This window comes from Jannaschia aquimarina (genome assembly GCF_000877395.1).
Classification (GTDB): Bacteria; Pseudomonadota; Alphaproteobacteria; order Rhodobacterales; family Rhodobacteraceae; genus Jannaschia; species Jannaschia aquimarina.
In genome coordinates this window covers 37,429-50,737 of the sequence record NZ_JYFE01000074.1, presented here as the reverse complement: position 1 = coordinate 50,737, position 13,309 = coordinate 37,429, and the positions used below count along the sequence as shown (strand labels likewise).

Genomic DNA, 13,309 nt, shown 5'->3' with positions numbered 1-13,309 from the left:
CGAGGGTTGACCTTGGGGAAGTACGCAACGGACGTACTACCAGCGGTCTGCGTATGTCAGACTTTAACCGCTGGTCAAAAAAGTCGGGAACCAGCGCGAATTTCGATGGGTTCTCCGTTTCGAACCGAATGCAAAGGCGGTATGGCGTTTATTACCTGCAGGACCCTACAGGCACCCGGGAGAGCCTCCGATGATCCGTTCCGAGCTGATCCAGAAGATCGCCGACGAAAACCCCCACCTCTATCAGAGAGATGTCGAGAAAATCGTGAACGCGATCTTCGAAGAGATCATAGAGGCGCTGTCGAATGGCGACCGTGTTGAACTGCGAGGCTTCGGCGCCTTCACGGTGAAGCAGCGGGATGCACGCGTCGGCCGGAACCCCCGCACGGGCGAAGCCGTGCAAGTCGAAGAGAAGCATGTCCCGTTCTTCAAGGCCGGCAAGCTGCTGCGGGACCGCCTGAACGGCAAGGACTGACGGCGGCGCTGGACAGCGTCTGCCCCGGCAGCTAGGTCGATCGGCATGAGTTTTCTGCGCTCTCTCTTCCTCGGCTTCCTCGGCTTCGTCCTGCTGGTCTTCGCGCTGGCGAATCTTCAGCCCGTCAGCGTCGCCTTCCTGCCGGGCGTTCTGGCCGACGCGGCGAGCTACGTGTTCGAAGGCGCCGATGCTGCACCGCGCGCGCCGGGTGACCAGCCGTTCAGCATCGACGGCATCCCGCTCTTCGTCGTGATCCTGGCCTCGGCGGCGATGGGCCTTGCCATCGGCTTCACCTGGGAATGGCTGCGAGAGCACAAGCACCGCTCGGAGGCTGCCCGCCAGCGCGCCGAGAAGGAGCGGCTGGAGCGTCAGCTCGCCAAGGAGCGCGGCCCGACCGAACAGGACGACGTCCTGGCGCTGGTCGAACGCAACACCTGACATGCTGCGTGTCTCGCGGCCCCGGACGGGCATGCGCGCGAAGATCTGCGGATTACGGACCATCGAGGATGTCGATGCCGCCGCGCGGGCGGGAGCGGCCTATATGGGCCTCGTCTTCTTTCCGAGATCGCCGAGGAACGTCTCGATCGAAGATGCACGGACCTTGGCCGTCCACGCACCGGTCGGACTGGCGAAGGTCGCGCTGACGGTGGATGCCGATGACGCTGCGCTGGACCGGATCGTCGAGACCGTGCCGCTGGACATGATCCAGGCGCACGGGCGCGAAAGCCCTGCGCGGGTGGCCGAGATCCGAACCCGCACGGGCCTGCCGGTGATGAAGGCGATCGGCGTCAGGGACGAGACCGATCTGGACCGTATCACCGAGTACGAGGGGGTCGCCGATCAGATCCTGGTGGATGCCAAACCACCCGCCGGCGCTGATCTGCCGGGCGGAAACGGTGTCGGCTTCGACCATCGGCTGATCGCCGGGCGCACTTGGAACGGTCCGTGGATGCTGGCCGGGGGGCTGACGCCGGACAACGTGGCCGAAGCGATCCGGCTGACCGGTGCCCGGCAGGTCGACGTCTCTTCGGGGGTCGAGACCGAACCGGGTGAAAAGGATGCGAGCCGCATCGCGGCCTTCGTCGCGGCCCTGGCGAACGCGTGAAGGTCCGTTTCCGCGTTGCGGACCGGACAGACCTGGAAGCCGTTCTGCATCTTCTGTCCGACGACGAGTTGGGTGCCTCTCGCGAGGTCGCGCCCTTGTCCGTCTACCAGGAAGGATACGATCGGATGATCGACGAGGGGATGAGCCTCTTGATCGTGGGCGAGAGTCCCGACCGCATCGTCGCGACCTACCAGATCACCTTCATCTCGGGCATCTCCCTGCGGGCGGCCCGGCGCGCACATCTCGAAGGCGTGCGGGTGGCCAGCAACCTGCGGGGGACGGGGATTGGAACTCGGCTGATCGAGGACGCCGAAAGCCGGGCGCGCGCTGCCGGGTGCACGCTCCTGCAGCTTCACAGCGATGCGACCCGTCAGCGCGCGCGGAGCTTTTACGAAGCGCGTGGCTTTACGCCCTCACACATCGGATTTAAGCGTCGACTTCTCTGACCCAGCCCAGAGGACGTGGCCGTGCCCGACGACCTTCTCAACTCATTCATGACTGGCCCCGACGAGCGGGGCCGGTTCGGCAAGTTCGGGGGGCGTTTCGTCTCCGAGACGCTGATGCCGCTGATCCTTGAGCTGGAGCGGCAATACGAGCATGCCAAGACCGACGACAGCTTCTGGGCCGAGATGGACCACCTCTGGAAGCATTATGTCGGCCGGCCCAGCCCGCTCTATTTCGCCGAACGGCTGACCGAGCGTCTGGGCGGCGCCAAGATCTACATGAAGCGCGACGAGCTGAACCATACCGGCGCGCACAAGATCAATAACGTGCTGGGCCAGATCATCCTGGCGCGGCGCATGGGCAAGACCCGCATCATCGCCGAGACAGGCGCCGGACAGCACGGCGTCGCGACCGCGACCGTCTGCGCGAAATTCGGCCTTAAGTGCATCGTCTACATGGGCGCCACGGATGTGGAGCGTCAGGCCCCCAACGTCTTCCGCATGAAGCTGCTGGGCGCGGAAGTCGTGCCCGTGACCAGCGGGCGCGGCACGTTGAAGGACGCGATGAACGACGCCCTGCGCGACTGGGTGACGAACGTGGCCGACACGTTCTACTGCATCGGCACCGTCGCGGGGCCACACCCCTATCCGGCGATGGTCCGCGATTTTCAGGCCATCATCGGAACCGAGGCGAAGGCCCAGATGCAGGAGGCCGAGGGCCGCCTGCCCGACACGATCATCGCGGCCATCGGCGGCGGATCCAACGCAATGGGCCTGTTTTATCCCTTTCTCGACGACACGGACGTGCGGATCATCGGCGTCGAGGCCGGGGGCAAGGGCGTGAACGAGAAGATGGAGCATTGCGCTTCGCTGACCGGCGGGCGGCCCGGCGTGCTGCATGGCAACCGGACCTATCTCTTGCAGGACGAGGACGGGCAGATCCTGGAGGGGCATTCGATCAGTGCGGGCCTCGATTATCCCGGCATCGGGCCGGAGCATTCCTGGCTGCACGATATCGGCCGCGCCGAATACGTCTCGATCACCGACACGGAGGCGCTGGAGGCGTTCCAGCTCTGCTGCGAAACCGAGGGGATCATCCCGGCGCTGGAGCCGTCGCACGCGCTGGCGCATGTCGCCAAGATCGCGCCCGACCTGCCGGCGGATCACATCATCTGCATGAACATGTGCGGGCGGGGCGACAAGGACATCTTCACCGTCGCCCGCGCTTTGGGTTGGGACATGTCCGGCGCATGAGTCCGGCGCAGAAGATCCTGCGCGCCGTGCTGCCCGCGCGCTGGTTCGCCGATCTGGAGACCGAGACCCGCCAATGGGAAGTCGCGTGCAGGACCTGCGGCCGGTCCCGCGACCTTTGGGAAGCCGGCGGCCTGCGCTGGCGTGCCGCCTCGGAGCAGAGCGTCGCAGGGTATTGCTCGGCCTGTGAGGCGCGCCGGAAGATGGTGATCCGTCGGCGGCAGGACGCGTGACGCGTCCGGTCCTGTCGAGGGCCATCTAGCGCCGCCGGCATTGGCTCACTCGGCGCGCCGGTCTTGGGCGAGATCCAGTCTCTGGAGCCCGTCGACGCATCTCCAGAAATCGCGCTGCGGGGTCTGCGCCATGCCGCACGCGTTGCGATGATCGAAAGCAACTGATGCGAGGGGTCCGAACAATCTGCCCCTCATGCGCCCGTCTTCCGCCATCGGGCCGAACGGTCCCAACCGCAGGTTGGAGTCGGTTTGTATACCCCGTTCGAGGAGACCGAGAATGTCTGTGCCCCTGCTTCGCCCCGCCGCCGTCCTGCTGCTCATGGCGCTGCCCTTCGCCGCCACCGCCGACCCCGTCGAGGAGGTCACGGAGGAAGTTGTCGATATCGCAAGGGATGAGGGGATGACCGAAGTGTCGATCCGTGACCGGCTTGCCTCGACCGAGTACCGTCTGACCAACGGCTCCCGCCAGCTCATCGTGGTCTACGACAAACTCGCCGCGAAGATGACCCTCAGCGAGGACGGTGAGGAGATGACCGAGGAAGAGATGGCCGAAGCGTTTCCGGGTCTGAAGGGACTCGAGACGGCGATGGCGGCCCATCTTCGGAATGCCGAACGCCGGTCCGCCCGTGACGAGGCCCGCGAGGCGCGGGGCGACCGCGGTGGCAGAGGTGGCGGCCGTGGGAACGGCGGCGGCAAGGGCGGCGGGAACGGCAATGGCGGCGGTAATGGTGGCGGAAACGGCGGCGGCAAGGGAAAAGGTCGCAGCTAGGAGTTCGGGCCATGGCTAGTCCGGCCCCGATCCATCCGGAGCCACGTTCCGGCCCGTCACCGGGCCGGACTGTGGCTTTTCGATCACGCACATTTCCCTGGGGTAATTTTCCCGGTTCTCCGAATCCCGCGATCGGCCTATCCGGCGCCTCCCGTCGCCATCGAGCGGTGATCCCAGCGCGGGGAGGTGCCTCTGAAGGGCCTCCCGCGGTACAGCCGGACCCTGTCCGGATTGTATGCCGGGGCCCGGTTGCGGAGGCGGGAGAGGACGTAGCTCAGATGGAAGAGCACCGGATCCAAGTCCGGGGGTCGTGGGTTCGATTCCCGCCGTTTTCACCACATGCGTAGCTCAGTTGGTTAGAGCACTCGACTGTTAATCGAGCTGTCACGGGTTCGACTCCCGTCGCACTGGCCTGAAACGCCAGAACACCTCTCCAAGGTGTCACCATACCGGGTGTCCGGCGGTCCCGTGCGGGGGCGCCGGCCGGGGAACCGACGGCCCTTCGGGGCCAGAGGGGATCCTGCCCGCCTCTGCCACGGTTCGCGGCCGCTTTGGACGTGACGCGTGTGGCCGGGTTCCGTGCCGGGTGCCGATGGGTGCCTCGTCGGGGCCCTGCCGCCGCCGCTCCGCCCGGGTCGCCCGGACCGCGTCATCGGAGGCCGTCGGGCGCCCACCCATTCCGCCCCCTGTCCGAGGGCCCCGCCATTCCGGTCCCGAGCCGGATCACCGCCGCATCCGCGGCCCCAACCGCAACCGAAACGAAGGAGACCGAAGGAGACGAGAGATGCTGGAACGACTGATGGATCTTTTGACCGGCACCCGCCGGATCACGCTGACCGAGGCGCAACTGGGCCTCAAGTCCCGCAAGGGGCGGCTGGTCGACGTGCTGGGACCGGGCGAGCATCGCCTGGATCGCAAGCACGAGACGGTCGAGCTGTTCGACCTGAACGCGCCCGCCGTCGCCCAGAGCACGATCGCGGCCCTGTCGCGGGCCGATGCCGATCTGGCCGAGACGCACTTGATGCGTGTCGAGGCCGGCGCGGACGAAATGATCGTGATCCTGCGGGCTGGTCAGCCTTACGCCACGGTCGCGCCTCTCGCCTCCCGGGTCTACTGGAAGGCGGGCGGGCCATGGGAGCTGGAGCGCCATGCCGTGGGTGCGGCGGGCCTGCTGCCTACGGGGCTGGGGGACCGGCTGGTCGCGCGCGACCGGACCCGGTCCACGGCTCTTGCGGCCAAGGCGCTGGGGCTGGAGGCGTATGACGTCGCCGATGGGCATCTCGGCTTCCTGACGGAAGGCGGGGTGGTCGTGGCCGAGCTTGCGCCGGGTCGCCACTGGGTCCTGCCGCCCGCGACGGGTGTAGGATCGAAGCTGGTCGATCTGCGGACGCGGGTCCACGACGTGACCGGTCAGGAAGTCCTGACCCGCGACCGCGTCACGCTGCGGGTGAACCTGACCGCGGGCTACCGCGTGACGGATGCCCGGGCGGCCGTGTCCACGGTGCGCGACTTCGAGGAGGCGCTGCATCGGTCCCTGCAACTGGCCCTGCGGCGGATCGTGGGGACGCGGACGCTGGACCAGCTTCTGGCGGACAAGGTGGCGTTCGACGCGGATGCCGCCGAGGCCGTGCGCACCGAAGCGCGTGGCTTCGGGGTCGAGGTCGGCGCCATCGAGCTGCGGGACGTGATCCTGCCCGGCGAGATGCGCGACATCCTGACGGCGGTCGTGGCCGCCGAGAAGGAGGCCGAGGCATCGGTGATCCGGCGTCGGGAAGAGACCAACGCGACCCGCGCGCTACTCAACACGGCGAAGGTCATGGCGGACAATCCCGTCATGCTGCGTCTGAAGGAGCTGGAGGCGCTGGAAACGGTGGCCTCGCGCGTCGAACGGCTCACGGTCCATAACGGGACCGGGGGCCTGCTGGGCGACATCGTGCGCCTGCGCGACTGAGAGAACGGACCGTCCGGAGAAATCCGGGCGGTCCAATTCCCGGGCGAGCGGAGGGATTGTCGCTTTGGTCCGTAAACCCGGGTTTATGGACGTCCGCCACCGGTTGAGGCACCCATCCGTAAACCGCAGCCCGCTTCTTTGCTGCCACAATCGACGGCTTCCTTCGAGGCATCGGCCACCTGCCGGCCATGACCGCTTCGAGAGGATCAGGACCATGAAGACCAAGCTCATCGCAACCATTCTCTGCACCACCATGCTCGTCGGTGTTTCTGCACATGCGCAGACCCGGTTCTCGGATATCGACGGGGACGGGGATCGCCGCCTGTCCGAAGACGAGTTGCGCAGCGCCTTTGGCAATCGCGGCGCCGCCCGGTACCTGGATCGGGCCGATGACGACGATGACGGCTTCATCACGATTGCGGAGGCGCGTGACGACAGCGACGACGATGACGATGATGACGACCGAAGCCGTGGCGATCGCGACTACACTCGTGACGACAACGATGATGATGATGACGACGATGACGACGATGATGACGACGATGATGACGACGATGATGACGACGATGATGACGATGACGATGACGATGACGACGATGAAGATGACGACGACGACGATGATGACGACGACGATGATGATGATGATGACGATGACGATGGGGATGACGAGGATGACGACGACGATTGACGCCGCCGCGCGCGGGCCTCTGTTGCTGCGTCGTTTCCAGGCACAGGCGTGAAACGGCGTGACTTCATCTCATCGGGGGTCGCGGCGCTTGTCGTCGCGGCCGCTGGCCCGGCGCGGGCCGCTGCCGTCGATCAGGTGATCCGGCAACTCCGCGCGCAGGGCTACCGGGATATCCGGGTGAGCCGGACCCTTCTCCGCCGGATGCGGATCGTCGCACGCAACAGCCGGCACACGCGAGAGATCATTCTGAATCCGTCTACCGGAGAGATCCTGCGCGATTTCTGGACGGACGGGACGAATGAGAGGGGACTGATCTCCAATGCCGACCGGAGAGGGGGCGCGCGGAGCGACGACGATGACGATCGGGGCGCAAGCGGCGGCCGCGATGACGATGATGACGATCGGGATGACGATCGCGGCGGCGGCGGAGGTCGCGACGACGACGACGATGACGATGGTGGCGATGACGGCGGCGACGATGGCGGCGGCGACGATGATGAAGATGATGAGGATGACGACGACGACGACGACGATGATGACGACGATGATGATGACGACGACGATGATGACTGATCGTCGGCTCGATCTGTGAGGCGCAGCGCGCCGGTCATCTTTCTCGTGACCGTGCAGGCCTTCTGTGCGGTCGTCTTCGTCTCCGATATCGTCATCTCCGTCCTCGGATTGCGGACGACGCCGATCGAGTGGCAGACGCGCGAATTTATCGAGATCGGGGCCGCCGTGGGTCTGATCCTGGGAACCGTTGCGGGCCTCGTCGCGATCAGACGCTCGGAGGCGCGGGCGAGGCAGGCCGAGGACAGTCTGCGCATTGCATCGGGGGCGTTCCACGACTTGATCGAAGGGCGGTTCGAGGATTGGCAGCTCACCCCTGCCGAGCGGGACGTGGCGCTGTTCTCGCTCAAGGGGCTGTCGCTCGGAGAGATCGCGACGGTCCGCGGAACCTCCGAGGGTACGGTCAAGGCGCAGGCCGCCGCGATCTATCGCAAGGCGGGGGTTTCGGGCCGGGCCGCCCTGCTGGGCTTGTTCGTCGAGTCGCTCATGGACGATACCCTGCTCCCCGAGGGCGAACCCGACCGCCAGGACCCCGTCGCCGCGAACGGTTGACCTTCAGCTAGCCGGTGCCGAGAAATTCGGCGATGGCCCGCGTGACGGTCGGGACCGGAAGAATATGCCCCGCGCCATCGATCCATGTCGTCTTGGTCTCGGGCGCGAGGGCGGCCAGAGCGCGGCCATGGGCCACGGGGATCACCGGGTCCGACGTGCCGTGGACGATCAGGATGGGCGCCTCGACGCGCGCGATGATCTCATCGGTGGCGAAGCGGTCCCGCAGCAGGGTTCGCACCGGGACCCACGGGTAGAGTTCCGCCGCCCGATCCTCGACGGACGTGTACGGGGCGACGAGGATCAGGCCGCGCCACCCCCCCGGTTCCAGAGCCATCCGGGCCGCCACGCCGGTTCCGAGAGACTCTCCATAGAGCAGGATGTCCTCGGCGGGCAGGCCGAGCACGCCGCGCGCATGAGCCAGCACCGCGCGTCCGTCCTCCATCAATCCCGCCTCGTCAGGGGCGCCGGGATTGCCCGCATAGCCACGATAGGGCACGAGCAGGATGCCCCAGCCGCGCTGCGCGAATGCGTCCAGGCGGCGCCAATAGAACCCGCCATTGCCGTGAAAGACGATCAGTGTCGGGCGGCCGGATGCGGCAGGCCGGTGCCAGCCGCGCAGGTATCCCGCATCGCTCTCGACACTGATTTCCGTCAGACCGGGAATCGCGGCGACGGCCTGCGGCGCCGGTCCCGCCCATCCCACATGGATCAAACGATCCTGTGCCAGATAGAGCGCGGTCACCACGGCCATGTAGCCGAGTGCTACGATCCACGTCAGGCGAAGGGTAAAGCGGCGCATCCTATGGAGATCGGATGCGCCCATGGATGTGTCGATCCATCAGCGGCGCTCTGGCTCCGGGTCCTCCATCGCGTAGGCGCGGAGCACCTCGAGCGGGACGATATCGAGTGCCCGCTCGTGCGTCGCGCCGAGCAGAAGCTGCGGAGCGACCCCTTCTTCATGCGCTTGCAGGAAGCGCGCAGCGCAAAGGCACCAGCGGTCGCCGGGCTTGAGGCCTGGAAACCGGAATTCCGGGCGGGGCGTGCTGAGATCGTTGCCGAGATACTTGGAATGGGCGAGGAACTCCGCCGTCATCACCGCGCAGACCGTGTGCGATCCGGTGTCCATCGGTCCGGTATTGCAGCAGCCATCGCGGAAGAACCCGGTTACCGGATCGGTCGAGCAGGGCGAGAGCTTTCCGCCGAGCACGTTCCGGGACGGAGCCCGGCCCGGGCGGGAATCGTCTTCGCGATCGGTCGGCATGTTTTGTCCTCCTGTGGAGGGACCTAGGGGCGCGATCGCCCGGGCCAAGGTCGGGATGCCCCCTGCACATGGCATGAAAATCGAAATCGGAGTGAGATGGCTCGGGACACGGCCGACAGGCCGGTCGGGAGAAGGGCCGCCCTAACGCATCTGCGCGTCGGCGATGGCGCGCATCATCTCGACGCTTGCCTCGAAGGCGCCGGGCTCGCGGAAGCTCCGGTCCGCGGCGTTCACCGCGACGACGATATCCCGTGCGCGGTCGACATAGACGTATTGTCCGTAAATGCCCCGCGCCAGGACTTCTCCTGAGCGGGGCTCGGCGGGGATCCAGAACTGGTATCCGTAGCGCGTCTCGCCGGGTGCCGTGCGCGCGCTGGCGGTTGTGGCGCGCCGGACCCAGTCGGCGGGGACGATCTGTCTTTCGCCGCGCCGTCCGTCGCGCGCCACGAGTAAACCGAAGCGCGCGTAGTCCAGCGTCGTCAGGTTGAGACCGCCGAGGACGAAAGCGACGCCGGACCCATCGGTGAGATAGTAGCCCGGTCCCTCGGCACCCATCGGTCCGAGCAGCCGTTCCGAAAGGAGTTCGGGGATCTCGCGACCCGTGGCCCCACGCAGGACCATGCCGAGGACATGGGTGTCCATCGAGACGTATTGCATCGCCTCGCCCGGCGCGCGCGCCCGGGCAGACAGGCCAGCGGCGAACCCGTCGAGCGTCCCGCCAAGCGCCAGTTCCCGTCCCATCCGGTTGATGTCCGAATTTCGGGCGAGGTAGTCCTCGTCGAATTCCACGCCGCTTTCCATCTGGAGCACGTCCTCGACCGTCGCGCCGTCGTAGGCGGTGGCCGCAAGCGCCGGGACGTGCCTCGTGATCGGATCGGTCAGTGCGAGCACCTGTTCGTCCAGAAGGATACCGGTGAGAAGCGAGAGGAAGGATTTGGCGACCGACCAGCTGATCCGGCGGTCCGCGGCCGAGGTTCCGAGGTGATAGCTTTCATGGGTGATCTCTCCGCCGCGGAGCACGACGAGCGCCGTGACCGCCCGTTCCGTGAGCCAGGCGTCGGTCCCGCGGGGCAGGGGAACCGGATCGGTCGGGGCGAGGGGCAGCGGGTCACCCGACATCGTCAGAGGGACATTGAGGAATGCCCGGTCCATGTTCGAGAAGTTCGCGACGATCCGGTCCGGTTCGAAGAGCGAGTTCACCGCCCAGAGGCGCGCGAGTTCTTCCCGCTTCCACAATGCGCCGCCGGCTGTAAGAAGGCTTAGTCCCAAGGCCGAAACGCCCATTATTCTCAACCATTTCTTCATCTTCGCCTCCTTGTGCGGAAGCGAAATGCGTCTGTCTACTTCCCCTGATCGAGGCCTTTGGGTCAATGCGGGGAAACCTGACCTTTCAGGCAGGTTCGCCTCTGCTAGCGGCGGAACTTCGCCGCGAGTCGCTGGATCGGAGAGAGCGCCTCCTCTGGCTCGGCTGTCGTCTCCGGTTTGGCTGCCTCGCGCTGGGCGGGTTTCGGCTTCGGGGGTCTGGCGGGAGCCGCCCGCAACGCGATGGCGTTCAGGAAACCCGGCCTGTCACCGGCAGCCAGCTTCGGTGCGCCGTCCGAGATCCCCCTCAGCAGGTCGTCGAGGCCCTCGGCCTCTGCCTTGGCGAAATCGGAGAGGACATAGCCCGACACCCGGTCCTTGTGCCCCGGATGGCCGATGCCCAGCCGCACGCGCGCGTAGTCGGCGCCGATATGCTGGTGGATCGAGCGCAGTCCGTTATGCCCCGCATGGCCGCCGCCGGTCTTTAAGCGGGTCTTGAAGGGGGCGAGGTCGAGTTCGTCGTGGAAGACGGTCACATCGCCGGGCTCCAGCTTGTGGAAGCGCATCGCCTCGCCGACGGATTGGCCGGAAAGGTTCATGAAGGTCATCGGCTTCAGCAGGATCACCTTGTCGGACCCGAAGCGGACTTCGCCGATCTCGCCCTGGAACTTGGAGCGCCAGGGCGCTGCACCGTGGTCGGAGGCGATCCGGTCCAGCGCCATGAAACCGACATTGTGCCGGTTGCCCGCGTATTTGGCGCCCGGATTGCCTAGCCCCACCCAGAGTTGCGTCCCCATGCCGTCGTCCTCCTGCCGGGGCAGATAGTGCCTAAGGGCGCGAAGGTCTATCGGCGCAGGCAGGCCCAGATCGCGCGCCCGAGCAGCCAGAGCGACAGAGGGCCGGCCGTCAGGATGAGAGCGACATTTGCTTCGAGTTCCAGTCGGAGATGGGACATCGTCGCATAGGCAGCGATCGCTCCGGCGGGGGTCAGCAAGGTGATGGTCCAGCGGCCGAGCGGGATCGGGGCGGAGGCGATCGGGTCAGGCGCCGCGCGCGGGCGCAGGGCGAGGTCCCGGCGAAGGACCCACAGGCAGGCGAGAACGGCGATCGGCAGGATCCATGCAGTCGCCCAAAGACCCGACCCGACTGCCGTGGCCAGAGCCACCAGCGTTCCAAGGGCCGCAAGCGTCCAGGCCTCTGCGGTCGGAATGTCGGGCGGGGTTCTCAGCAGCCGGTCGGCGCCCAGATGCCCGCCGAGGAAGAGGGCGTATCCGACGACCACCTGCGCGGCGAAGTCCGAGGTCGGACGCCAGGCGAAGACGATGCCAAGCGGCGCTTCGATCGCGCTCCAGGTGTAGGCGTTCCAGATGCCGAGACCGAGACCGAAGGCGGCACAGACCGAGGCGGCCATGACCCGGGATCCGGCAAGGGCACGCCGGACCGCGAGCCATCCGAGCAGGACCGAGATCAGCATATGCCAGGCGAGGCTGGTCCAGAGGATCGTGAAGGGCGGCGCAGAATAGAGAACGGGGACGGGGACGCCTTCGATCAGGAAGCCGAGCAGCGCGGCTGCGACGATGATGCTTTCCGCACGCACGCGCAGGCGAGACCAGACGGCGAGGAAGATCCAGGCGAGGCCCCCATAGGCGAGCAGGATGCCAAGATGCCCGACCTCTTCCTCGACCGGGTAGAACCAGAACTCGGACACCGCGACGACAATGGCGCCCAGCGACAAGGCCGAGGTGGCGCGGCGGAGGAAAGGGAGAAGCGCCATGCCGAAAGGGTGGCATGACCGCAGAGGATCAGTCGACCAGTTCGGGCCAGAGGGCTGCGTGCCGTCGCCTGAAGACCCCGTGATGTCCGATGGGCTCGTCCGTCGGGCGCAGGACGAGTTGGCGCTTTGGTGCTTGTGGATAGGCGCGCATCAGACGCCAGACCGATTTGGGCGGGCAGAGCGCGTCGTCGGCAACGGCGACCATCCGCGTAGGGCAGGTGAGGGCCGACGGGTCCGGTCCGGGCAGGTTCGGATCGGCCGCGTGGAACCCCGCCCGCGTGCACCAGCGCCGCCATTGCGTGAAGACGCCGCCCGGGATCGCGACGTCTCCGGGCAGCCCGACCAGGCGGCCGGGGACGTAGCCGAGCGTCCGATGCGCCGCCGCGCCGACCCCGAACCAGAACGAGGCGGCAAAGGCCCGATAGGGCCACGGGTGATCCATCAGGTGCACGGCGCCAGAGGCCACCGTGACGACCCGCGAGATGCCTGCAAGGCCCATCTGAAACGGAAGCATCATGCCCCCCAACGAGTGGCCGATGACCCAGATCGGGATGTCCGGCAGACGGGCCGCCAGCCAATCCCGCGCCGTCTGCTGGTCGTTGATGCCCCAATCGCTCATGGTTGCGCGGGAGTGCCGGATCGGGCCCCGCGCCGAACGGCCGAAATCCCGATAATCGTAGATGAGGACCGCGACGTCCCGTTCTCCGGCGAGCCAGTCGGCGAAGGCGCGGTAGAACCCGGCAGGGGTGCCGGTGGCCGCGTGGATGACACATGCCGCGCGCGGCGTTCCGCCCGGCATGATCAGGCAGCCGGCGAGGGGCGCGTGCCCCGGGATCACGACATCCTCGGCGGTCGGTGTGGACATGAGCGGACGCTCCTCGCTGTTGGACCGATCGGTCTAGAGGCAGGCTAGACCGATCGGTCCAATCCTGTAA

At 66.8% G+C, this 13,309-nt stretch carries 17 protein-coding genes and 2 tRNA genes; 13 read left to right on the top strand and 6 right to left on the bottom strand.

Features of this window, described 5'->3' with window-relative positions; genetic code table 11:
* Nucleotides 1–190: 190 nt before the first annotated feature.
* From ihfB to jaqu_RS18510, 13 genes are all read left to right on the top strand, one after another.
* Nucleotides 191–475: an integration host factor subunit beta gene (gene ihfB / locus jaqu_RS18570; protein ID WP_043920510.1), complete on the top strand. Its 285-nt coding sequence runs from the start codon at nt 191–193 to the stop codon at nt 473–475.
* 45 nt (nt 476–520) lie between these two features.
* Nucleotides 521–913: a LapA family protein gene (locus tag jaqu_RS18565; protein ID WP_043920509.1), complete on the top strand. Its 393-nt coding sequence runs from the start codon at nt 521–523 to the stop codon at nt 911–913.
* Nucleotides 914–944: 31 nt separating this feature from the next.
* A complete protein-coding gene (locus tag jaqu_RS18560; RefSeq protein ID WP_236687899.1) occupies nt 945–1,580 on the top strand; it encodes a phosphoribosylanthranilate isomerase in 636 nt (211 codons plus the stop codon).
* The gene (locus jaqu_RS18555; RefSeq protein ID WP_043920507.1) at nt 1,577–2,026 is read left to right on the top strand and encodes a GNAT family N-acetyltransferase; all 450 of its coding nucleotides are present in this window, start codon (nt 1,577–1,579) and stop codon (nt 2,024–2,026) included. Before jaqu_RS18560 ends, jaqu_RS18555 begins: the two co-directional genes overlap by 4 nt.
* Nucleotides 2,027–2,047: 21 nt before the next feature.
* Complete coding sequence (gene trpB, locus jaqu_RS18550) at nt 2,048–3,277, top strand: tryptophan synthase subunit beta (RefSeq protein ID WP_043920506.1); 1,230 nt, start codon at nt 2,048–2,050, stop codon at nt 3,275–3,277.
* Nucleotides 3,274–3,507 (top strand): hypothetical protein, encoded by a 234-nt coding sequence (locus jaqu_RS18545; RefSeq protein ID WP_043920505.1) that lies wholly within the window; start codon nt 3,274–3,276, stop codon nt 3,505–3,507. Before trpB ends, jaqu_RS18545 begins: the two co-directional genes overlap by 4 nt.
* Before the next feature lie 277 nt (nt 3,508–3,784).
* A complete protein-coding gene (locus tag jaqu_RS21910; RefSeq protein ID WP_052501073.1) occupies nt 3,785–4,276 on the top strand; it encodes a hypothetical protein in 492 nt (163 codons plus the stop codon).
* Between the two features lie 263 nt (nt 4,277–4,539).
* Nucleotides 4,540–4,614 (top strand) — tRNA-Trp (locus jaqu_RS18535).
* Nucleotides 4,612–4,688: transfer RNA gene (locus jaqu_RS18530), tRNA-Asn, on the top strand. Before jaqu_RS18535 ends, jaqu_RS18530 begins: the two co-directional genes overlap by 3 nt.
* Before the next feature lie 372 nt (nt 4,689–5,060).
* On the top strand, nt 5,061–6,227 hold the full coding sequence (locus tag jaqu_RS18525) for a slipin family protein (RefSeq protein ID WP_043920504.1): 1,167 nt from the start codon (nt 5,061–5,063) through the stop codon (nt 6,225–6,227).
* Between the two features lie 214 nt (nt 6,228–6,441).
* The gene (locus tag jaqu_RS21995) at nt 6,442–6,915 is read left to right on the top strand and encodes a hypothetical protein (RefSeq protein WP_043920503.1); all 474 of its coding nucleotides are present in this window, start codon (nt 6,442–6,444) and stop codon (nt 6,913–6,915) included.
* A 48-nt stretch (nt 6,916–6,963) separates the two neighbouring features.
* Nucleotides 6,964–7,488, top strand: a complete 525-nt coding sequence (locus jaqu_RS21775) for a PepSY domain-containing protein (protein WP_161793905.1) — start codon at nt 6,964–6,966, stop codon at nt 7,486–7,488.
* Between the two features lie 15 nt (nt 7,489–7,503).
* Nucleotides 7,504–8,037, top strand: coding sequence for a helix-turn-helix transcriptional regulator (locus tag jaqu_RS18510; protein WP_043920501.1), 534 nt, complete (start codon nt 7,504–7,506; stop codon nt 8,035–8,037).
* Nucleotides 8,038–8,044: 7 nt separating this feature from the next.
* Here jaqu_RS18510 and jaqu_RS18505 read toward each other — a convergent pair whose 3' ends face one another.
* The 6 genes from jaqu_RS18505 to jaqu_RS18480 all read right to left on the bottom strand — a co-directional run bounded on the left by jaqu_RS18505 (nt 8,045) and on the right by jaqu_RS18480 (nt 13,239).
* Nucleotides 8,045–8,836 carry an alpha/beta hydrolase gene (locus jaqu_RS18505; RefSeq protein ID WP_043920612.1) on the bottom strand — a complete coding sequence of 264 codons (792 nt, stop codon included), beginning with the start codon at nt 8,834–8,836 and terminating at the stop codon, nt 8,045–8,047.
* 39 nt (nt 8,837–8,875) lie between these two features.
* Entirely contained in the window at nt 8,876–9,298 is a 423-nt protein-coding gene (locus jaqu_RS18500; RefSeq protein ID WP_043920500.1) for a DUF2237 family protein, read from the bottom strand.
* Between the two features lie 141 nt (nt 9,299–9,439).
* Nucleotides 9,440–10,603, bottom strand: coding sequence for a serine hydrolase domain-containing protein (locus jaqu_RS18495; RefSeq protein ID WP_043920499.1), 1,164 nt, complete (start codon nt 10,601–10,603; stop codon nt 9,440–9,442).
* A gap of 104 nt (nt 10,604–10,707) precedes the next feature.
* The gene (gene pth, locus jaqu_RS18490; RefSeq protein ID WP_043920498.1) at nt 10,708–11,397 is read right to left on the bottom strand and encodes an aminoacyl-tRNA hydrolase; all 690 of its coding nucleotides are present in this window, start codon (nt 11,395–11,397) and stop codon (nt 10,708–10,710) included.
* Nucleotides 11,398–11,444: 47 nt separating this feature from the next.
* A complete protein-coding gene (locus jaqu_RS18485) occupies nt 11,445–12,374 on the bottom strand; it encodes a hypothetical protein (RefSeq protein ID WP_043920497.1) in 930 nt (309 codons plus the stop codon).
* Between the two features lie 28 nt (nt 12,375–12,402).
* Nucleotides 12,403–13,239: an alpha/beta hydrolase family protein gene (locus jaqu_RS18480; protein WP_043920496.1), complete on the bottom strand. Its 837-nt coding sequence runs from the start codon at nt 13,237–13,239 to the stop codon at nt 12,403–12,405.
* Nucleotides 13,240–13,309 lie beyond the last annotated feature (70 nt).

Coding starts and splice junctions, on each gene's coding strand:
- ihfB (WP_043920510.1), top strand. CDS start 191: ATGATCCGTTCCGAGCTGATCCAGAAGATCGCCGACGAAAACCCCCAC.
- jaqu_RS18565 (WP_043920509.1), top strand. CDS start 521: ATGAGTTTTCTGCGCTCTCTCTTCCTCGGCTTCCTCGGCTTCGTCCTG.
- jaqu_RS18560 (WP_236687899.1), top strand. CDS start 945: ATGCGCGCGAAGATCTGCGGATTACGGACCATCGAGGATGTCGATGCC.
- jaqu_RS18545 (WP_043920505.1), top strand. CDS start 3,274: ATGAGTCCGGCGCAGAAGATCCTGCGCGCCGTGCTGCCCGCGCGCTGG.
- jaqu_RS21910 (WP_052501073.1), top strand. CDS start 3,785: ATGTCTGTGCCCCTGCTTCGCCCCGCCGCCGTCCTGCTGCTCATGGCG.
- jaqu_RS18525 (WP_043920504.1), top strand. CDS start 5,061: ATGCTGGAACGACTGATGGATCTTTTGACCGGCACCCGCCGGATCACG.
- jaqu_RS21995 (WP_043920503.1), top strand. CDS start 6,442: ATGAAGACCAAGCTCATCGCAACCATTCTCTGCACCACCATGCTCGTC.
- jaqu_RS18505 (WP_043920612.1), bottom strand. CDS start 8,836: ATGCGCCGCTTTACCCTTCGCCTGACGTGGATCGTAGCACTCGGCTAC.
- jaqu_RS18500 (WP_043920500.1), bottom strand. CDS start 9,298: ATGCCGACCGATCGCGAAGACGATTCCCGCCCGGGCCGGGCTCCGTCC.
- jaqu_RS18495 (WP_043920499.1), bottom strand. CDS start 10,603: ATGAAGAAATGGTTGAGAATAATGGGCGTTTCGGCCTTGGGACTAAGC.
- pth (WP_043920498.1), bottom strand. CDS start 11,397: ATGGGGACGCAACTCTGGGTGGGGCTAGGCAATCCGGGCGCCAAATAC.
- jaqu_RS18485 (WP_043920497.1), bottom strand. CDS start 12,374: ATGGCGCTTCTCCCTTTCCTCCGCCGCGCCACCTCGGCCTTGTCGCTG.
- jaqu_RS18480 (WP_043920496.1), bottom strand. CDS start 13,239: ATGTCCACACCGACCGCCGAGGATGTCGTGATCCCGGGGCACGCGCCC.